This is a genomic window from Paenirhizobium cremeum (genome assembly GCF_022884085.1).
Classification (GTDB): domain Bacteria; phylum Pseudomonadota; class Alphaproteobacteria; order Rhizobiales; family Rhizobiaceae; genus Allorhizobium; species Allorhizobium cremeum.
Genome location: NZ_JAGGCS010000001.1, coordinates 203,814 through 222,247, shown reverse-complemented (window position 1 = coordinate 222,247; position 18,434 = coordinate 203,814). Strand labels below are relative to the sequence as shown.

Sequence of the window (18,434 nt, the reverse complement as noted above, 5' to 3'; positions counted from 1 at the left end):
GCTGGCCGTCAGGCCTTGAGCCTTGCGAGGATCTTGTCGCTGGTGAGCTCGCGAAGCGCGTCCTTGCCGATCCAGCGAGCCGTTCTGTCTTCGCTTGCGGCGAGTTTTTCCGCAAGCGTCAGCGCCGGGGCATGACAGGTCCGGTTGCGCTTGCCGATGTTGCGAAGCGCCCAGTTCACGGCCTTTTTCACGAAGTTGCGGTCATCTCCCGTATGCCGCTCGATCAGCGGGAGGAAGGCGATGATGGCCGCATCCGGTTCGTTCTTGTTGTGGACGGTCGCGCCGGCGATCATGGAAAAGGCGGCGCGGCGAACGAACTCCCTGTGGTCGCCGGCAAATTCCACGATCAGTTCGCGCCAGTAAGGGGTCTCGGTCAGAAGATCGGCGGCGGCATCGACGATCTCCCAGGAGGCGAAGTCGGCGGCCCAGGCCAGTACTTCCGGCTTTGTCATGATCTTCGGGTCGGCAGTGTAGATCGCCAGCATACGTGCTTCGCGCAGCCCTGTCTGCCAGAGTTCGAAGGCGCGGCGGTGATCCCGTCCGATCGTTTTCGCCAGTTTCTGCAGGTCGGGATTGGAAATTCCAAGCGCCGTTTCGGTGGCGATCCCGAAGCGAGACATGCCCTCGATGTTGGTTTCGTTGCGCAGCGTTTCGAGATGCGCCACGATTTCCGGGGTCGAGGCTGCGCGGCCAAGCGTCATTTTTCCAGCCTTGCGAGAAGCGAAGAGGTATCCCAGCGATTGCCGCCGAGCTTCTGTACCTCGCCGTAGAACTGATCGACCAGCGCGGTGACGGGAAGGCTGGCGCCATTGCGGCGGGCTTCGGTGAGGACGATATCGAGGTCCTTGCGCATCCAGTCGACGGCGAAGCCGAAGTCGTACCTGCCTTCGTTCATGGTCTTGTGCCGATTTTCCATTTGCCAGGAGCCGGCCGCCCCCTTGGAGATAACTTCGACAACCTTTTCAATATCCAGGCCGGCTTTCTTGCCAAAGTGAATCCCCTCGGCGAGACCCTGGACCAGACCCGCGATGCAGATCTGGTTAATCATCTTGGTAAGCTGGCCGGCGCCGACCGGCCCCATCAGGCCGACCATGCGGGCATAGGCGTCGATCACGGGTTTGGCTTTGTCAAAGGTCGCTTCGTCACCGCCGCACATCACCGTAAGCACGCCGTTTTCCGCGCCGGCCTGCCCGCCGGAAACAGGGGCATCGATGAAGCCGCAGCCTTTGGCGGTCGCGGCGGCATGAAGCTCACGCGCAACTTCGGCGGATGCCGTGGTGTTGTCGATCAGGATTGCGCCGGCCTTCATACCGGCAAGTGCGCCGTTTTCACCTATCGTCACCGAGCGCAGGTCGTCGTCATTACCGACGCAGGTAAAGACGAAATCGGCATCTGCGGCCGCCTCGGCCGGCGTCGGCGCGATACGGCCGCCGAACGCGGCTGCCCATTTCTCGGCCTTGGCGGCGGTGCGGTTGTAGACCGTTACCTCGTGACCGCCCTTGGTCTTCAGATGCTCCGCCATCGGGTACCCCATGACGCCCAAACCGATGAATGCGACCTTTGCCATGCTGTTCTCCTGTGCTTGTGCCTCCCGCTTAAAGGAAGAACGGCGCGCGGAAAAGGCTCTTGCCGCCGACCTGCTGGAAATCGCGCACGGCATAGGGACCAAAGGTCACGGAAGCACTGCTGCATTCGGCTGGTTTGCATCCTCCCGGACCATCATGGCATCGAGCCAGCCGATGAAGGCACGGGCTTGGTCCGTCAGGTGATCGAAGTCGCGTGCGACGATCCAGAAGGTTCCGAAGGGGAGTGCGTGGTCGAAAAGCCGCAGCAGGGCTCCGTTTCGCAATGCCTCGGCCGCGTGAAGACGGTCGACGAGGGCGATGCCGTCCCCTCGCAGGGCGCCTTGCAGCACCAGGGCGCTATCGGTGTAGACCGGTCCCGCCGGCACTGTCGCATCGACGCCCGCCGCTGCCAACCAGTTCTGCCAGTTGTCGCGGTTCTCCTCGTGCAAAACCGGGTGGAGGAGAATGTCCATGGCTGTCCTGATGGGCGGGCCTGAGGCGAGAAGGACGGGTGCCGCGACCGCGATCAGCATTACATCGGTCAGTTTGCGAGCCTTAGTGCGAGGCCAGGCGTCCCGGTCGACGCTGTGGCGGATGGCGATTTCGGCCTGACTGTGCCGGAAGTCGATGAGGCGCTGATCCGAATCCACGGTCAGATCGATATCGGGATAGGCGGCGTTGAAGCGCCGCAGGTTAGGTCCGAGCCAGCTTGCGGCAAAGCCCGGTTCGCTGCTGATGACCAGCGTCCGCCTTTGCGGTTCCCCGGCGATTTCATCCAGGCTGAGCGCCATGCGGTCGAAGGCGGTCGTCAGGCTTTCCAGCAGCCTGCGGCCCGCCGGCGTCAGCGTGACGCGGCGATGACCGCGCTCGAACAGCGGCTTGCCGAGGATTGTCTCCAGTTCACGGACTTGCCGGCTGATGGCGGCCTGCGAGACGAAGAGTTCCTGCGATGCGGCGGTGAAGCTTCCGAGACGGCCCGCCGCCTCGAAGCTCCTCAATGCCGTAAGGGGCAGGCGACCGCGCTTCATCCATAACCTCAAGTCAATCGAAGCGCACGATAAGCTCGTTTGAGAAGAGGGCGCAAGTGCGTTGAGATGGTGGGCAAAGGAGAAATGCCATGTCCACCATTGTAGAGATATATCTTGAGGTTATCCGGGTCCTGACCTTCCAGTCGTCCGCTACCGGCGGACCGTACTGCAAGCTTGACCCAGACGAGTGCTGCCTTAATCACCGCCCCGTCGCGGGGGCTGACGCCACGGAGAAACGGACTGTCAGCCGCGCAGGCGCGCGATCACCAGATGTCCGGGCGTCGGATGGCCGTCTTGCATGCGCACGTTGATTTCGGAGATTTCGACAAGTTCGAAGCCGGTGGCGGCCAGCCGTTCCCGGATATAGGCTTCCGCATGGGCGAAACGCTGGTGCGGGCCAACCATGTAGGGGCGGCCGGCCATGACGTCGTCGGGCAGGGTTTCCGAGGAGAATACGAAGATCCCGTTTTCGACCATGTTTTCGGCCACGCCGAAAAACAGCGGCTCCAGCGCGCCGAGATAGGGCAGGACATCGGTGGCGGTAATCAGGTCAAAGGGCTCGTCGTCATTGTCTTCCAGGAAATCCTCGACCTCGGCAACGTAGAGGGTCTCGTAGAGATCCTTTTCGTGGGCGATCTCCACCATGTTTTCGGAGATGTCGAGGCCGGTGATGTCGTCGACCATGTCCCGCAGGGTGCCGCCCGTCAGGCCGGTGCCGCAGCCGAGATCGAGCATGCGCTTGAAGGGACCGAGGTCGAGCGTCTGCAACCGCTGGCGGACCATAACCGGCACTGCATAACCCAACTGCTCGACGAGAATATCCTCGAAGGCTTCCGCGTGCTGATCGAACAGGGTCTCGACATAGGCGTCCGGCGCCTTGGGCGGTGTCTCGCCGCGCCCGAGCGATGCGATGCGAACGGAGGCGCCGCCATGGTCTTCCGGATCAATCGCCAGCACTTCCTCGTAGGCTTTCACGGCCGCGTCGATGTCGCCGGCTTTTTCCAGCGCCAGGGCGCGATTATACGCTTCCGCCAGGGCTTCCTCGTCGATCTTGGCCATTGCAAACCGCTCCGCTGCATCCGGCTGCCGCCAGCCGACAGCCATTCGCGACTGGCTCTAACCGTTCGAGCCGCCATTTGCAATCAGCCGAAGATCCCGGCCTCCGGTCAGTGCAGGATGAACTCGCCCTTCAGGGCGCGCCACTCGCCTGCCGTTATCATCTTCTTGTGAACGTAGCGCACGGAATGAAGGGGACCATCGAGTTTTTCCTGCCAGAATTTCAGGAAGGTCCGCATCTCGGGAAAGTCGGGCGCCAGATCATAGTGCTGCCAGATATAGGTCTGCAGGAATGTCGGGTGATCGGGAAGGCGGTAGAGTATCTGGGCGGTCGTCAGACCGTATCCCTTGAGCATCAGTTCCATGTCGTGGTTCATCGCAACCTCGTTCTGTTCCCATTCCGAAGGAACCGGGGCCGGCGGTTTCCGCTTCGGCGAGGCCGGTGGCCGTGCCGTGAAACACGGTTAACGAAACTATAAGCGAATGAGGCTTAAACGAGGCTTAACAAAACTGTCATAAACGAATTTTTTCTTTTTAAAACAATATATTGGCAGCATGGGCCCGTGAGTGCTGCCAAGTTTTATCGCAACTCGAGCAGCGCTCAACGTTTCAGATGCCGCGTCAACTGTGCTTCCATCCATCCCCAGGCGTGGCGCATGAATTCCACGATCGAGAGATAAAATATCGCCGCCCAGAGATAGGCCTGATAGTCGAACGTGCGGGAGAAGGTGTAGCGGGTCTGCCCCATCAGATCGAGAACCGTGACGACCGCGACGACGGCCGATCCCTTAATCATCAGGATGATCTCGTTGCCATAGGGGCGAAGCGCGACGATCAGCGCCTGAGGCAGGATAACCTTCCAGAATGTCACGGAGGCCGGAAGGCCGAGCGATTTCGCGCCTTCCGTCTGGCCGCGCGGTACGCTGCGGATCGCGCCGCGCAGGATTTCGGCCTGATAGGCGGCGGTGTTGAGCGTCATGGAAAGCAGGGCGCAATTCCAGGCCTCACGGAAGAACCACCACAGGCCGACAGCCTCGATCTGCGGACGGAACGAACCTAGTCCGTAATAGATCAGGTAGATCTGGGCGAGCAGCGGCGTTCCGCGGAAGAGGTAGACATAGGCATAGGAAACGGTGTTGAGCACCCGGTTCTTCGACATGCGGGCATAGGCGATGGGCAACGAAAGCAGGGCGCCAAGCGTGATGGAACCCACCACCAGCATCAAGGTGGTCAGGAGGCCCGAGAAATAGCGTTCGCCATACCTCGCGAATTTATCCGGGTCCCAGTTGGAAACGATCATGTAGACGATGCCGACAGCCAGCAGGAACCAGAGCGCGAGCACGATTCCCCCTGCTATGCGGCTCTTGCTGATGCGGCGCGCGAGCTGGGGCGGTGCCGGGCGGGGCGGAATAAGTTCCTTTACGTGGCTCATCGGCGGCCCTCCGCGCCTCTGGTCGAACGATCGATCGCGCTGATGACGATCGAAGACAGCATGGCGAGGACGAGATAGAGGCCGCAGGCCAGAACGTAGAACAGGAACGCCTCCTTGCTCACCTTCGCGGCGATCCCTGTCTGGCGCAGGATATCTGCAAGGCCGATGACGGAGACAAGCGCGGTGTCCTTGAGGAGGTTCATCCAAAGATTGCCGAGACCGGGGAGCGCGATGCGGATGAGCTGCGGCAGGATGACAAGGCGCATGGTGGTCGCACGTCCGAGACCGAGGGCGTCGCCCGCCTCGTACTGCCCCTGGGGGATGGCCCGGAACGCCGACAGCAGGACCTCCGAACAATAGGAGGAAAACACGACGGAAAGCGCGATCATCCCCGCGATGAAGGCATTGATCTCGATGCGTTCGTCATAGCCGAACCATGACAGCACGCCCTGGATCAGCATCTGCACGCCGTAATAGATGATGAAGAGGGTCAGGAGTTCGGGCAGGCCGCGAAAGATCGTGGTGTATATGCCGCCGGCGAGCCGCAGGAGCTTTTCCTTCGACTGCATGGAAAGCGCAACAAGGAAACCGAGCAACAGGCCGAAGGGCAGGGTGGCGAGCGAGAGGGAGACGGTGACCTTGACGCCGAGGGCGATTTCGTCACCCCAGCCGGCGGCTCCGCAGGACACCAGCGATGACCCGCCGAGAAGATGGAAGATCCCTACAGGCCCGCAGAACGGATCGAACACATACTGCAACCAGGACCACAACGATCCGAGGGCGGAAAACGCTCCGCTCATGCCAAAATTCCCCTTGGCGGTTTATACCGCATCTTATTTTCGCTTCTGCATTACAAGAATGGCGGAAGAACGCGTCCTCCGCCATCCATGACTTCAGTTTTTCAGGGGATCATTCGCCGTAAACGTCGAAGTCGAAGTACTTGGCGTTGATTTCCTTGTACTTGCCGTTCGCGCGAATGGCTGCGATCGCGGTCGTGAACTTGTCGGCAAGCGCGGTTTCGCCCTTGCGGACAGCCACGCCGGCGCCTTGGCCGTTGATTTCGGGGTCGATCGGAAGCGGGGTCAGGATCTTGCAGCAGGAGCCGGCGTCGGACTTCACCCATTCCGAGAGAACGACGATATCGTCGATGACGGCGTCGACACGGCCGCCCGACAGGTCGAGCTTGTATTCGTCAGCGGTCGGGTAAAGCTTCAGCTCGGAATCGGGCATGTGCTTTTCAGCATAGTTCGAGTGGGTGGTCGAGGACTGCGCGCCGAGCACCTTGCCCTTCAGTTCCTCGACCTTGGTGATCGTGGAATCCTTCGGGACGGCGATTGCCGGCGGAGTGTTGTAGTACTTCTTGGAGAAGTCGACTTTTTCGAGACGCTCCGGCGTGATCGACATGGACGCGATGATCGCGTCGAACTTCTTGGCCTGAAGCGCCGGGATGATGCCGTCCCAGTCTTGGGTGACGAATTCGCAGGTGACTTTCATCTCCTCGCACAGCGCCTTGGCAATGTCGATGTCGAAGCCGACGAGCGAGCCGTCCGATTCGAGGTTGTTGAAGGGCGGATAGGCGCCCTCGGTGCCGATAATCAACTTGTCTTCCGCCATCGCGGAGCCGGCAAAAAGCGACAGTGCGGCGATCGAAGCGGCGGCAAGGAAACGGGTGGCGATACGCATGAGATCCTCTCTGTTGGTCGTCCGTGCGGTTGTCGTTCCCGCGCTGAACTGGATAGAACGACACCCCCGGTGTCGAACCTGAGCCGATATTCCTACCTTTTTTTCCGGAAAATCAACAGGAAACACGCCGCTGTCGCAAAAATTGCATGAGCTGTCCTGTTTGATGCGAACGTCCGGAATCGGAAGCCGAGCGGTTCGCGACGGGAGGACCGGATGAACTTTTTCGTTCAGCCGAGGTTAATTTGCCGAAAACTAGGGTCTGCCCGATCGGGAGCGGGAGGAAAGGGAATCGGACACAAAATTGCCGTTTCCGCGTTTGCTTTTCCGGGACCCGCGTGGAGACGCGCTTCGCAAGGAAGGTGATATGAAATTGAGATCAAAACTGTTCGCGACGGTCGCTTTGCCGGTTCTGTCGGCTGCCGTCATGGTGGAGCCGGTTTCGGCTTCCGCCGTTTCGCACAATGCCGATAGGGCTGTCCGTTCCACGATCGAGCAATCCGGCGTTCTTGTTGCGCAGGCTGCCGTGACCTGTAGCGATGGCAGCCAGGCCGCCGATCAGGCCACCTGCGATGCAATCGACGCCCAGCGGGCCGCGGAGCAGAAGGCCGCGGAGGAAGCCCAGCGCGCCGCCGAACAGCAGGCCGCGGATGAAGCGCGGCGCGCTGCAGAACAACAAGCTGCCGAGGAGGCGCAGAGGGCCGCCGAGCAACAGGCTGCCGAGGAAGCGCGGAAGGCCGCTGAGCAACAGGCTGCCGTGGAAGCGCAAAAGGCCGCCGAACAGCAAGCCGCTGAGGAAGCGAAGAAGGCGGCCGAGCAACAGGCCGCCGAGGAGGCGAAGAAGGCCGCCGAGCAACAGGCTGCCGAGGAAGCGCAAAAGGCCGCCGAGCAACAGGCCGCCGAGGAAGCGAAGAAGGCTGCCGAACAGCAGGCTGCCGAGGAAGCGCAGAAGGCCGCCGAACAGCAGGCTGCCGAGGAGGCGAAGAAGGCCGCCGAGCAACAGGCTGCCGAGGAAGCGCAAAAGGCCGCCGAGCAACAGGCCGCCGAGGAAGCGAAGAAGGCTGCCGAACAGCAGGCTGCCGAGGAAGCGCAGAAGGCCGCCGAACAGCAGGCTGCCGAGGAGGCGAAGACGGCCGCCGAGCAACAGGCTGCCGAGGAAGCGCAAAAGGCCGCCGAGCATCAGGCCGCCGAGGAAGCGAAGAAGGCTGCCGAACAGCAGGCTGCCGAGGACGCGCAGAAGGCCGCCGAACAGCAGGCTGCCGAGGAGGCGAAGACGGCCGCCGAGCAACAGGCTGCCGAGGAAGCGCAGAAGGCCGCTGAACAGCAGACCCAGCAGCCGGCGGCTCCCGAGGCCGTGATCTGCGCGGACGGCTCCCAGACTGCTTCGGCGGAAGCCTGCCCGCCGGCCGAGACGGCCGCACCGACTGAACAGGCTCCGGCCGAACAACCGTCGCAGACGGGAGAGGCTCCGGCTGAGGATGCACCTCAGCAAGATGCAACCCAGACCGAAGCACCCGCGCAGCCACAGCCGGAGCAGTCTACCGCCCAGCCGACCACCGAACCGGCTCCGGAAGGACAGGCCGGTGGTGAGCAGGTGGTCGTCCCCGCCGTAGAGCCGCCTGCCGAGGCTCCCGTTCCCGAAGTCGTGGACACCCGGACCGAGGAACAGAAGCAGGAGATCGCCGAGGACCCGGCAAAGACGGCCGAAACGGTGGTTCTGCCGGTGGATAACGGTGCTGCCGTGCTCGACAGCGACAAGGACGCCGACAATACAGGCGAAGCCGACGTCCGCGATGTCCGCACCCAGGTCCGCGAGGAGACGCCGGTTGCGGCGCCGCCGGAAAGCGACGCTGCAGCTCAGGCTGACGCGCCGAAGTTTGAGGCGAAGGTGATGGAGGCTGCCGTGGAGGAAAAGGGCACGCAGCTCGAAGCGGCTCCGACCTTCCAGGTTCCGACGACCGTGGTCAACAACATCACGAACGTGACCAATGTGACCAATGTCACGAACAACGTCACCAACAACGTGACGAACAATGTTCGAAATAACGTGGTCAATCAGGTGAACGAAGTCCGCGTGATCGAGCAGATCGACAACCGGACCGTCATCAACGTCGGCAATCAGGTGGTTGTCCGTGGCGACGACCGTCCGCGCCTGCGTTATGACGCGCAGGAAACCTATTATGAGCAGCTTTCGCGCGGGCGTACGCGCGAGACGATCGAACGCGGCGACGGTTCGCGTCTGGTGACGATCTACAACCGTTATGGCGACATCATACTGCGCTCGCGCTTCACGCCGGACGGTGAGGAATATGTGCTGGTCTACTCGCCCGAGGCCGACAGTGAGCAGCCGCGCGTCTACGTGGACGTCGGCTACAGCCTGCCGCCGATGCGGCTCAACGTTCCGGTCAGCGACTATATCGTCACCATGTCGAATGCGCCGGAGCGCGACTATTACGACTTCCTCGCCCGTCCGCCGGTCGAGCGCGTCGAGCGCGTCTACTCCCTCGACGAGGTGAAATCGTCGGCACGTCTGCGCGACAAGGTCCGCCGTATCGATCTCGATACGATCACTTTCCCGTCGGGTTCCGCGGAAGTGCCGCTGGCGCAGGCGAAGACGCTCCGCCGGGTCGCGGAAGCCATGCAGAAGGTTCTCGACAAGGATCCGGGCGAAGTGTTCCTCATCGAGGGTCACACGGATGCCGTCGGTTCCGACCGTTCCAACCTCGTGCTTTCGGACCAGCGCGCCGAGACCGTGGCGAACCTTCTGACCGAGGTCTACGGCATTCCGCCGGAAAACATGTCGACCCAGGGCTACGGCGAACGCTACCTGAAGATCCGCACGCTGGCTGCCGAACAGCAGAACCGCCGCGTAACCATCCGCCGCGTGACGCCGCTGGTTCGTCCGGCAAACGTCGCCAACCGCTAGGCGGCGGATCGGGAGAACGGAAAGGCCGCCGGAGACGCTCCGGCGGCCTTTCTATTGGGGCTGAAGGCGCCGACAGGTTATTGCCTGGGCGGCAGGCCCGTGATGCCGGCGATAAAATCGGCGATGGCATTCGTGTCGTCGAGATCGAAGACGGGAAGGGCGGTGTCCTCAACGACATGATCGGCGGCGACGGCGACAATGTGCGGATCGGACGGTGCAAGCGGCTCACGCTTTGCGGCTTCCAGCCGCCGCGCCTCGATCTTCGGGACCGGTTCCCGTTTGTAGCCTTCGATCAGGATAAGGTCGCAAGGGGCGATCCGGGCGACTATCTCCTCGAAGGATGGTTCCGGTGCGCCGCGCAGCTCATGCATGATCGCATAGCGCGTGCCAGATACAATCGTGACCTCGTGGGCGCCTGCCTGGCGGTGGCGATAGCTGTCGGCGCCGACCTTGTCGATGTCGAAGTCGTGGTGAGCATGCTTGATCGTCGAGATGCGATAACCGCGTCGGGTGAATTCCTCGACCAGGCGCACCGCCAGTCCGGTCTTGCCGGAGTTCTTCCATCCCGCAATTCCAAAAATGCGTGGTCTGCCGGTCGGTTCTTCCTGTGTCATGGGCGATATTCCTTCAGGAGTTGCTCGGCATGGGCGAGATCTTCGGGCGTGTTGACGTTGAAGAACGGATCGAGGGGCCCGGATGTGGTTTCGACCGGCGGAAAATCGACCGTTGCGGAGGGATGGCGGGCGATGAAGGTCTGCAGTTTCCGGTTTGCAGGATCCGCCAGCCATGTTTCGAGATCGTCCGCAAGAGAAAGCGGCCAGAGCGCCACGACGGGATGGGTGCGCCCGAGCGAGGCTGCCACCACGATCCTTCCGGGTGCGGCCGCCTCCGCCATTCTTGTGAGGAGATCCGTTGGAAGGAAGGGCGTATCGGCCGGCACCGTCAACAGGTGGGAGGCGTGCGGCATGGCTTTTTCCGCGTGGCGGAGCCCGGCGAGAACCCCGGCAAGCGGACCGGCGTGGCCGAGAACGGTGTCGGGTACGAGGGAAAGACCGCTGTCGAGAGGAAAGTCGGCCGGAGCGTTGAGCGCGATGCTGCCGGCTTGTGGCCTTAGCCGGGCAACAACGTGCATGGTCAAAGGCATCCCGGCGAGCTCGGCCACCGTCTTGTCCCGGCCCATTCGACGGGAAAGCCCGCCTGCAAGAATGAGCGCCGGGAAGGAATTTGCTGCCTGCGGCCCGTTCATGTCTTTCCTCGAGGTCAAAGCGGCGAGCCCGGTCGGGACTGCTGTCCCACCGGGTTGCGGATCTTGCGCTTGTTTTCTCGGTAGAAGGTGTAGAGGCCCGAACCGATCACGATCGCGGCGCCGGTCATCATCCAGGCGTCGGGCACTTCGCCGAAGAAGATCATGCCGAGTGCGACGGCCCAGAGCAGGCTCATGTAGCGGAAAGGGGCGATGAAGGAGATTTCACCCGTACGCATGGCCATGATGATCGCCTGATAGCCGACGAAGAGCAGAGTGGAGGCGAGCGCCAGCGTGCCGAAATTCGCCCAGCCGACCGGCTGCCAGCCGCCGAGCGGAACGATCAGCGCGGCACCGGTCAAGGTAATACCCGCCGCCGTGGACAGCGTCACGCTGAGCGAAGGGATGGCTGAGTCGATCTTTTTCGTCACCAGATCACGTGAGGCTGCAAAGAAGACGCTCAACACCACGTAGATCGAGGCATGGGTGAAGCCTTCCGGGCCGGGGCGAATGATGATGAGCACGCCCATGAAGCCGACGATGATCGCCGTCCATCGCCGCCAGCCGACCGGTTCGCGGAGAAACAGGGCTGCCCCGAGCGTTACGGCGAGCGGCAGCGATTGCAGGATCGAGGAGGCATTGGCCAGCGGCATCTGCCTGAGGGCGCTGAGATAGGCGATGGTCGAAAGCGTTTCGCACAGGATGCGCAGCAACACCAGCGGTTGGGCGAGCGAACGGATATGGACAAGGGCGCCCATGCGGCGGGCAATGAGATAGACCAGCAGCGTGGTCATGACGCCGCGGAGGAACATGATCTGTCCGACGTTCATGAAGGGCGTCACTGCCTTGGTCAGCGCATCGTTGATGGTGAAGCCGGCCATGGAAAGCGCCATCAACAAGGCGCCCCTGGTGTTGCTGGACAAAGCCATTGAAGAATCCCGAGAACCTGGAGGCTTCTTCTAACCGAAGTCGATTATGACCGATACCCGCTTTTCCGCATGCCGAAGCGTTGCCGGTGTGCACAAAGCCCGGAAATACGCGAGAAAACACGCTTCGGTTTAACGAATGTTCAAGTTTGTGGCGGGACAGTTCCGCTATCTCCGCATGAGGCGGACTTGGCTCGGTTCGCCGGGCGCCGATGAAGATGCATCATAAATTTTACCAGAATTCTTTTTCGAGGATCGCATGAGTTTCATTGACCGCTTGCTGCAAGGCCGCCGTATTGTCACGAAGGTTCTTCTCTTCGTGGTGCCGCTTGTCATCTTGATGGCCGGTGTGGGGTTGCTCGGTTACTACACCGCAAGCATGCTCAACGGGCACATGACGGTGACGCGCGCCACAATCGGCAATATCAGCGACCTTGAACAGGTACAGGCGGCGCTGCAGGAATTCACGCTCGATCCTTCCGAACAGAGCCGCTCAGCGCTGACGGCGGCGATCTCGGCGGAAGAGGCGGGACTTGGCGTTCTCGACGGCGTGCTGGCCGAACAGGCTTCGAAGGCGGAACTCGGCGATCTGAGAGCCCTCGCAGACCGTATGCGTCTGCAGCTCGACAAGATGTGGGCCAACAAGACCGAGCGCGACAATCTCGATTCCGCCATCGAAACGAGCCTTGCCGCAATCGAGGCGGAAGGCGACCAGATCGAGAAGCAGATCGAATTCGTCCGTAAGGAATTCACGGAGAAGGAGCAGTTTGCCAAGGAATTGCTGTTCGACTCCTCGGCTTTCAAGGGGCTGGTCGACAAGCTCGGCAAGATGCGCGCAGGCGTACAGATGGCGTTCACGCCGGCCGAACAGCTGGACGAAGCGCGCCTTTACATGGGGGCTATCTCCAAGGAGCTGGCGCGTGCCGAATCCATCGCATCGCCGAAGAGCAAGGCGGCGATTGCCGAGGTGGCCGGCGCCGTATCCCGGCTCGATGCCATCCTGGCCGGCAGCGACAGCGACGACGCCAAGGCTCAGGCTCTCGGCCGGCTGCTGTCCGAACTGGTCGGCATCGAACAGAAACTCACCCTGCAGGCGGCCAAAAACACCGATGTCGCTTCCGACCGTTTCGTCGGGCTCGACAAGCTGGTCTCCGACCAGAAGGAGTTGATGCAGCAGGTCGACGCGGCGTTGATCGGGATCGATGCCTTGAGGCTGCATGGCGAGCGTATGCGGAGCCTCATCGACGATGCGTCCCGGCAGCAGGTCATTTCCGACCTGAAAGCGCTCACGCAAGCAGCTGCGGAGATTTCCGCGCTGGGCGCGAAGAACAGCGCCTTGCGGGATTTTGCCAAGAAGATCGAGCCGCATGTGTCGGCGATAGACAGTCAGTCCGCATCGCTTCTCGCCCTTGACGAAACCTGGCGGCAGGAGAGGGCGGTCGCTTCCGAGCATGTCTCGAAGGCGATGTTCGCGCTTCGCGATTTTGTCAGCCATGCGCAGGAGATCGGCAAGGAGGACAGCGAACGGTCCGCGACGATTTCCGTGATCGCCATGGTGATCGGCACCCTGCTTGCGATTGTCGGCGGCCTTCTATTGGTCGAGACGCTGCGCGCACCGCTGAAGCGGGTGACCGAGGTCATGACCCGGCTTGCAAGCGGCGACCTCGCCGTGCCGATCGAGGGGCGCAACCGCGGCGACGAGATCGGCGACATGGTGCGCTCCGTGACCGTCTTCCGCGATGCCGCGGTCGAAAACCGCAGGCTGGAGGACGAGGCGGCGGCCGCCCGGCAGATGTCGGCGCAGGAGGCCGAGCAGCGCGCCCGCGAACGGGAACAGGTGGAAGCCGAGCAACGTTCGGCACTCGACGCACTCTCGGAGGTCCTGGACGCGCTTGCAGCCGGCAATCTCGAAGTGACCATGCGCCATGACCTGCCCGGCGATTTCGTCGCCATGGCCCACACCTACAACCATGCCGTCGAGGCGTTGCGCGCCACGCTTGCGGATGTCCGCTCCACCAGCGTCGATATCGATGCAGGAACCGGCAACCTCGCCGTCTCCGCCGATGATCTGGCCCGCCGCACCGAACAGCAGGCCGCCGCCCTTGAAGAAAGCGCGCGGGCGCTCGCGCATCTCAGCGAAGTGGTGCGGTCGACCGCGGAAGGTGCCGGCCGCACCGCCCATTCCGTCCATCTTGCCCGCGATCATGCCCGCCAGTCTGGCGTCGTCGTCACCCGCGCCGTGGATGCGATGGCCGAGATCAGCCGTTCCTCCGAGAAGATCTCGACGATCATCGGCGTCATCGACGAGATCGCCTTCCAGACCAATCTTCTCGCGCTGAACGCCGGTGTCGAGGCGGCGCGCGCGGGCGAGGCGGGTCGCGGTTTCGCCGTCGTCGCACAGGAAGTGCGTGAACTCGCCCAACGTTGCGCCAGCGCCGCCAAGGAGATCAAGGACCTGATTTCGGTCAGTGCCGGGCAGGTGAAGTCGGGTGTTTCTCTGGTCGAGCAGACGGGCGAGGCGCTGCAGGCGATCATCGACCAGGTCGAGGAGGTACAGACGCTGGTCGAGGGCATTTCGTCGGCGACACGCGAGCAGTCGACCGGCATCAACGAAGTGACCAAGGCGGTCAAGGACGTGGAACTCATCACCCAGCGCAATGCCGCCATGGTGGAAGAGAACAATGCCGAAATCCAGGGGCTTCGCCATCGGGTCGAGGTGCTGATGGCAAAGATCGACCAGTTCAAGACCCGCGATCTCGCAAGCCAGCATGTTCCTGGCGCCAGCGAACGAGGTCTCGATGGCTTGGCGATCAGGCGGAGCGCCTGAGGGCGATTTGGCGGATTGGTGGGCTGGGGCGGTTCCCGGCTCCTCAGCCGCCGGTGACGCTCATATGGCGGGCAACGGCCGGACGGCGGTGATCCCGGTCGATAATGAAATCGTGGCCCCTTGGCTTGCGGGTGATGGCTTCGTCGATTGCCGCGGAGAGAAAACCGTCATCCGTCGAGGCGCGCAGCGCCGTTCTGAGATCGGCCGCGTCGTTCTGGCCGAGGCACATGTAGAGCGTACCGGTACAGGTCAACCGGACGCGATTGCAGCTCTCGCAGAAATTATGGGTGAGGGGCGTGATGAAGCCCAGCCGCCCGCCGGTTTCCACTACCTCGACATAGCGGGCCGGTCCGCCGGTCGATAAGGGAATATCCCTCAGGGTGAAGCCTTTGGACAGGCGTTCGCGCACGGTCGAAAGCGGCAGATACCGGTCCGTCCTGTCTTCCCCGGTTTCGCCCATCGGCATGGTCTCGATCAAGGTGAGGTCCATGTCGTTGCCATGGGCGTAGCGCAGGAGGTCGGGGATTTCGTCCTCGTTAAATCCCTTGAGGGCGACGGCGTTGAGCTTGACCCTTATGCCGGCCTTCTGCGCGGCCGCAATGCCCTCCATCACCTTGCCGAAATCGCCCCAACGCGTGATGGTGTGGAACTTGTCGGGATCGAGCGTATCGAGCGACACGTTGATGCGGCGCACGCCGCAATCGGCGAGTTCGTCGGCGAAGCGGGCGAGCTGCGAACCGTTGGTCGTCAGCGTGAGTTCCTCGAGCTTGCCGGACAAGAGATGACGGCTGAGGCTGCGGACAAGGAACATGATGTTCTTGCGCACCAGGGGTTCTCCGCCCGTCAGACGCAACTTGCGGACGCCCTTGGCGATGAAGGCGGAACAGACGCGATCGAGTTCCTCGAGCGTCAGCAGGTCCTTCTTCGGAAGGAAGGTCATGTTTTCCGCCATGCAATAAGAACAGCGGAAATCACAGCGGTCCGTCACAGACACGCGCAGATAGGTCACGGCCCGGCCGAACGGGTCGATCATCGGAGCATCGCTGCCGATCAGAGCCGAAGCGTCGGGTCTTGGACCTACGGTGAAATTCAAGGAAACCTCCCGATTTTTCCAATAGGATGGTGATTTCAGGGATTTGCGTCAAGCGATCCGTCTGTTCCTTTTCATCAAAATGTCTTGCGCTGCAAAACCGCGGCGCCTAACTGTCGTGTTCACACTTTGCGGGTGGAGCATGACGATGAGCGATGTCTGGCCGAGCGAACTCAAGGTCTCGAAGGATCGCAGGCAGTTGACTGTAACCTTCAACGACGGAACGAGCGCCGTCCTTGCCGCTGAAATGCTGCGCGTACTTTCGCCCTCTGCGGAAGTGCAGGGGCATGGCCCCGGCCAGAAGGTCACGGTGCCCGGCAAGCGCCTCGTCGCGATTTCCGCCGTGGTTCCGACCGGAAACTATGCCGTTCGAATCGGTTTCGACGACGGGCACGACACAGGCATCTTCACCTGGAGCTATCTGCGCGAACTCGGGATGACCGGCGCCGAGAAATTCGCCGAATATGAGCGCGAGCTTGCGGAAAAGGGGCTGAGTCGCGATTCCCGCTGAGGCGGCAGGCTCTCCTCATTCATCGACAACGCCCTCTCGCTGGAGCCGGGCAATCAGGCGCTCCATATTGTCCGCCATGGCCAGGCAGTCCTCGATCGGCGTCGCCGACAGCGTCTTTTCGATGAGATCGGTCTGGATGACCATGGCGCGCCCCGTCAGCTCCCGGCCCGATTCGCTCAGGTAGAGGCGCAATACCCGTTTGTCCTTCGGATCGGGCCTGCGTTCCAGAAGACCGCGCTTTTCCATCTGCGGCAGCAGCATGCTCATGTTGGAGCGTCCGACGAGCAGCTTTCGGGCGAGTTCCTGCTGGGAAATGCCTTCGAAGCGGTAGAGATTGACCAGAATGTCGAGGTGCGGCGGCTTGATGTCGAGACCGGAGAGCGCTCTCGTCAGGGCCTGCTGCATCAACTGGCAGGCACGGCCCACGGCAATCCAGCTCTTGAAACGGGGATGATCCCAGGGCAGGACTTGATTTTTGTTCATCATTGTACTTTATTGTTCATAATTGAACTTTATCACGGATATCCGGACTATGCCATCCTTTGCCCTGAAGGTCACCCGTGCCGGTTTCGCTCTAATGGAGCGCGCCTCGCCCGGTGTCGCGGCGCGCGCGGCTTTCCTGCTCTTCTGCCTGACGCCTTCGCGGAAACCGAAAGGCGACAAGGCGAGAACGGTCTTCGCGCAAGGAGCGTCCCGGCTTTCCCCGGCGGAGAGGGTCACGCTTTCAACCAGCAGCGGCTTCGTGACCGCCTATCGGCTGCCTTCGGCGGAAAAGGCGCCGAGGCGTGTTCTCGTCGTCCATGGCTGGGGTGCGCGGGCGGAATATCTCATGGATATTGCCGAGGGCCTTCATGCCGGCGGTGCGGAAGTGACCCTTCTCGATCTGCCCGGCCATGGTCGCTCTTCGGGCCGCCTCCTCGACATGCGGCGTGCGGCGGAGGCGATTGCGGCGGCGCAGGCGCAGTTTGGACCGTTCGACGGCGCTGTCGGGCATTCCTTCGGGGGCGCAAGCCTCATGACGGCGGCAGGCGGCATCTTCGGTTGCGTTCCGCCGTTCGAAACGGGGCGGTTCGTGCTGATCGGCGCGCCCTCCAGGATCACCGACGTCATGCGGGAATTCGCCGATCATGTCGGCCTTTCCCCCGTTGTCCGTGCGCGGCTTGCCGAATATTCGCAAGCGGTGACGGGGGCGTCTCCGGAAGCCTATGATGCTGTCCCCATCGCGCGGCGTATCGACCGACCTATCCTCGTCATCCACGCGGAAGACGACAAGGAGGTGCGCGCAGACCATGCCAAGCGCTATTTCGGCGTATCCGATAAAATCCGGCATTTCTGGGCCAACGGTTACGGCCACCGGCGTATCGTCAGCGCCCCCGAAGTGATTGCCGCCACGACCCGATTTGTCTGCGGCGAAGATGCCTATCTTTCCTCGGTCGAAAGATCCCCGGAACGGCTTCGCGATGCGTCATCATTCTGATACGTCTCGGGCCTAGTGCCACTGCCATTCGGCCGGTCGGGAGGTTTCATGTCGATTATTCGCAGCGCTGAGGATCTGAAGAAGATCTATGACGGTGTGTCGGAGGCATCGGTCGCCAAGGTGACGGCAAACCTGACGACGGAATATCGCCTTATGATCGAGATGGCGCCGTTCATGGCGCTTGCGACGGTCGGGCCGGAAGGGCTCGATTGTTCGCCGCGCGGCGACCGTGGCTCGGTGGTGCGCGTCGAGGATGAAAAGACGCTGGCCTTGCCCGACTGGCGCGGCAACAACCGCATCGATTCGCTCCTCAACATCGTCCGGGATCCTCGGGTCGCGCTGATGTTCCTCATTCCCGGTTCGAACACCGCGATCCGCGTCAACGGGCATGCAGTGATTTCCGTCAACGAAGCCCTTCTCGAAAGCTTCGAGATCGACGGCAGGCATCCGCGCACCGTCGTACTGGTGACGATCGACGAGGTTTATTTCCAGTGTGCGCGCGCGATCATGCGGGCCGACCTCTGGAATCCGGCAAGCTTCGTTGATCCTAAAGGCCTGCCGACGCCCGGCGATCTCCTTAAGGCGGCAAAAGCCGATTTCGACAAGGAGACCTACGACCGCGAATGGCCGGCGCGCGCCGCAAAGACCATGTGGTGATGATTTTGGGGCCTCG

Annotated in this window: 18 protein-coding genes; 5 read left to right on the top strand and 13 right to left on the bottom strand. The window is 62.1% G+C overall.

The genetic code is table 11. The features are described 5' to 3' along the window. Positions 1–8: 8 nt before the first annotated feature. The 8 genes from J5N58_RS01040 to J5N58_RS01005 form a co-directional block, all read right to left on the bottom strand. A complete protein-coding gene (locus J5N58_RS01040; RefSeq protein ID WP_112828122.1) occupies positions 9–701 on the bottom strand; it encodes a DNA alkylation repair protein in 693 nt (230 codons plus the stop codon). Further along, positions 698–1,660: an NAD(P)-dependent oxidoreductase gene (locus J5N58_RS01035; RefSeq protein WP_113437575.1), complete on the bottom strand. Its 963-nt coding sequence runs from the start codon at positions 1,658–1,660 to the stop codon at positions 698–700. Before J5N58_RS01035 ends, J5N58_RS01040 begins: the two co-directional genes overlap by 4 nt. Before the next feature lie 12 nt (positions 1,661–1,672). Beyond that, positions 1,673–2,593: a LysR substrate-binding domain-containing protein gene (locus J5N58_RS01030; RefSeq protein ID WP_112828124.1), complete on the bottom strand. Its 921-nt coding sequence runs from the start codon at positions 2,591–2,593 to the stop codon at positions 1,673–1,675. Positions 2,594–2,836: 243 nt separating this feature from the next. Beyond that, complete coding sequence (locus J5N58_RS01025; RefSeq protein ID WP_112828260.1) at positions 2,837–3,652, bottom strand: class I SAM-dependent methyltransferase; 816 nt, start codon at positions 3,650–3,652, stop codon at positions 2,837–2,839. A gap of 107 nt (positions 3,653–3,759) precedes the next feature. Further along, positions 3,760–4,026: an usg protein gene (locus J5N58_RS01020; RefSeq protein WP_112828125.1), complete on the bottom strand. Its 267-nt coding sequence runs from the start codon at positions 4,024–4,026 to the stop codon at positions 3,760–3,762. Positions 4,027–4,250: 224 nt separating this feature from the next. Then, positions 4,251–5,081, bottom strand: a complete 831-nt coding sequence (locus tag J5N58_RS01015) for an ABC transporter permease (protein ID WP_112828126.1) — start codon at positions 5,079–5,081, stop codon at positions 4,251–4,253. Then, positions 5,078–5,881: an ABC transporter permease gene (locus tag J5N58_RS01010; protein WP_112828127.1), complete on the bottom strand. Its 804-nt coding sequence runs from the start codon at positions 5,879–5,881 to the stop codon at positions 5,078–5,080. Before J5N58_RS01010 ends, J5N58_RS01015 begins: the two co-directional genes overlap by 4 nt. A gap of 109 nt (positions 5,882–5,990) precedes the next feature. Then, positions 5,991–6,764: an ABC transporter substrate-binding protein gene (locus tag J5N58_RS01005; protein ID WP_112828128.1), complete on the bottom strand. Its 774-nt coding sequence runs from the start codon at positions 6,762–6,764 to the stop codon at positions 5,991–5,993. Between the two features lie 364 nt (positions 6,765–7,128). Here J5N58_RS01005 and J5N58_RS01000 point away from each other — a divergent pair, with 364 nt between their 5' ends. Beyond that, the gene (locus tag J5N58_RS01000) at positions 7,129–9,687 is read left to right on the top strand and encodes an OmpA family protein (RefSeq protein ID WP_244709197.1); all 2,559 of its coding nucleotides are present in this window, start codon (positions 7,129–7,131) and stop codon (positions 9,685–9,687) included. A 77-nt stretch (positions 9,688–9,764) separates the two neighbouring features. Here J5N58_RS01000 and mobB read toward each other — a convergent pair whose 3' ends face one another. The 3 genes from mobB to J5N58_RS00985 are packed head-to-tail and all read right to left on the bottom strand — an operon-like array spanning position 9,765 to position 11,859. After that, on the bottom strand, positions 9,765–10,301 hold the full coding sequence (mobB, locus tag J5N58_RS00995; protein WP_244709195.1) for a molybdopterin-guanine dinucleotide biosynthesis protein B: 537 nt from the start codon (positions 10,299–10,301) through the stop codon (positions 9,765–9,767). Continuing rightward, positions 10,298–10,933 carry a molybdenum cofactor guanylyltransferase MobA gene (gene mobA / locus J5N58_RS00990; RefSeq protein WP_244709193.1) on the bottom strand — a complete coding sequence of 212 codons (636 nt, stop codon included), beginning with the start codon at positions 10,931–10,933 and terminating at the stop codon, positions 10,298–10,300. Before mobA ends, mobB begins: the two co-directional genes overlap by 4 nt. 14 nt (positions 10,934–10,947) lie before the next feature. After that, the gene (locus J5N58_RS00985; protein ID WP_112828131.1) at positions 10,948–11,859 is read right to left on the bottom strand and encodes a DMT family transporter; all 912 of its coding nucleotides are present in this window, start codon (positions 11,857–11,859) and stop codon (positions 10,948–10,950) included. A 256-nt stretch (positions 11,860–12,115) separates the two neighbouring features. On the opposite strand from J5N58_RS00985, the gene J5N58_RS00980 reads away from it, so the two are divergent. Then, positions 12,116–14,683 (top strand): methyl-accepting chemotaxis protein, encoded by a 2,568-nt coding sequence (locus tag J5N58_RS00980; RefSeq protein WP_113443418.1) that lies wholly within the window; start codon positions 12,116–12,118, stop codon positions 14,681–14,683. A gap of 43 nt (positions 14,684–14,726) precedes the next feature. Here J5N58_RS00980 and moaA read toward each other — a convergent pair whose 3' ends face one another. After that, positions 14,727–15,716 (bottom strand): GTP 3',8-cyclase MoaA, encoded by a 990-nt coding sequence (gene moaA, locus J5N58_RS00975; RefSeq protein ID WP_244709660.1) that lies wholly within the window; start codon positions 15,714–15,716, stop codon positions 14,727–14,729. Between the two features lie 205 nt (positions 15,717–15,921). Here moaA and J5N58_RS00970 point away from each other — a divergent pair, with 205 nt between their 5' ends. Then, positions 15,922–16,284, top strand: coding sequence for a gamma-butyrobetaine hydroxylase family protein (locus J5N58_RS00970; RefSeq protein ID WP_112828133.1), 363 nt, complete (start codon positions 15,922–15,924; stop codon positions 16,282–16,284). Positions 16,285–16,299: 15 nt separating this feature from the next. On the opposite strand, the gene J5N58_RS00965 is transcribed toward J5N58_RS00970, so the two are convergent. Then, positions 16,300–16,767: a MarR family winged helix-turn-helix transcriptional regulator gene (locus J5N58_RS00965; protein WP_244709658.1), complete on the bottom strand. Its 468-nt coding sequence runs from the start codon at positions 16,765–16,767 to the stop codon at positions 16,300–16,302. A 49-nt stretch (positions 16,768–16,816) separates the two neighbouring features. On the opposite strand from J5N58_RS00965, the gene J5N58_RS00960 reads away from it, so the two are divergent. Continuing rightward, positions 16,817–17,761, top strand: coding sequence for an alpha/beta hydrolase (locus J5N58_RS00960; RefSeq protein WP_244709191.1), 945 nt, complete (start codon positions 16,817–16,819; stop codon positions 17,759–17,761). A gap of 48 nt (positions 17,762–17,809) precedes the next feature. Next, positions 17,810–18,418 carry a pyridoxamine 5'-phosphate oxidase family protein gene (locus J5N58_RS00955; RefSeq protein ID WP_244709189.1) on the top strand — a complete coding sequence of 203 codons (609 nt, stop codon included), beginning with the start codon at positions 17,810–17,812 and terminating at the stop codon, positions 18,416–18,418. Positions 18,419–18,434: the final 16 nt, after the last annotated feature.

Excerpts from the sequence above, each read along its gene's own strand:
- J5N58_RS00980 (WP_113443418.1), top strand. The coding sequence starts at position 12,116 with ATGAGTTTCATTGACCGCTTGCTGCAAGGCCGCCGTATTGTCACGAAG.
- J5N58_RS00960 (WP_244709191.1), top strand. The coding sequence starts at position 16,817 with ATGCCATCCTTTGCCCTGAAGGTCACCCGTGCCGGTTTCGCTCTAATG.
- J5N58_RS00955 (WP_244709189.1), top strand. The coding sequence starts at position 17,810 with ATGTCGATTATTCGCAGCGCTGAGGATCTGAAGAAGATCTATGACGGT.
- J5N58_RS00970 (WP_112828133.1), top strand. The coding sequence starts at position 15,922 with ATGAGCGATGTCTGGCCGAGCGAACTCAAGGTCTCGAAGGATCGCAGG.
- J5N58_RS01020 (WP_112828125.1), bottom strand. The coding sequence starts at position 4,026 with ATGAACCACGACATGGAACTGATGCTCAAGGGATACGGTCTGACGACC.
- J5N58_RS01025 (WP_112828260.1), bottom strand. The coding sequence starts at position 3,652 with ATGGCCAAGATCGACGAGGAAGCCCTGGCGGAAGCGTATAATCGCGCC.
- mobA (WP_244709193.1), bottom strand. The coding sequence starts at position 10,933 with ATGAACGGGCCGCAGGCAGCAAATTCCTTCCCGGCGCTCATTCTTGCA.
- mobB (WP_244709195.1), bottom strand. The coding sequence starts at position 10,301 with ATGACACAGGAAGAACCGACCGGCAGACCACGCATTTTTGGAATTGCG.
- moaA (WP_244709660.1), bottom strand. The coding sequence starts at position 15,716 with ATGATCGACCCGTTCGGCCGGGCCGTGACCTATCTGCGCGTGTCTGTG.
- J5N58_RS01005 (WP_112828128.1), bottom strand. The coding sequence starts at position 6,764 with ATGCGTATCGCCACCCGTTTCCTTGCCGCCGCTTCGATCGCCGCACTG.
- J5N58_RS01035 (WP_113437575.1), bottom strand. The coding sequence starts at position 1,660 with ATGCCGTGCGCGATTTCCAGCAGGTCGGCGGCAAGAGCCTTTTCCGCG.
- J5N58_RS01010 (WP_112828127.1), bottom strand. The coding sequence starts at position 5,881 with ATGAGCGGAGCGTTTTCCGCCCTCGGATCGTTGTGGTCCTGGTTGCAG.
- J5N58_RS01000 (WP_244709197.1), top strand. The coding sequence starts at position 7,129 with ATGAAATTGAGATCAAAACTGTTCGCGACGGTCGCTTTGCCGGTTCTG.
- J5N58_RS01030 (WP_112828124.1), bottom strand. The coding sequence starts at position 2,593 with ATGAAGCGCGGTCGCCTGCCCCTTACGGCATTGAGGAGCTTCGAGGCG.
- J5N58_RS00985 (WP_112828131.1), bottom strand. The coding sequence starts at position 11,859 with ATGGCTTTGTCCAGCAACACCAGGGGCGCCTTGTTGATGGCGCTTTCC.
- J5N58_RS01015 (WP_112828126.1), bottom strand. The coding sequence starts at position 5,081 with ATGAGCCACGTAAAGGAACTTATTCCGCCCCGCCCGGCACCGCCCCAG.
- J5N58_RS00965 (WP_244709658.1), bottom strand. The coding sequence starts at position 16,767 with ATGAACAAAAATCAAGTCCTGCCCTGGGATCATCCCCGTTTCAAGAGC.
- J5N58_RS01040 (WP_112828122.1), bottom strand. The coding sequence starts at position 701 with ATGACGCTTGGCCGCGCAGCCTCGACCCCGGAAATCGTGGCGCATCTC.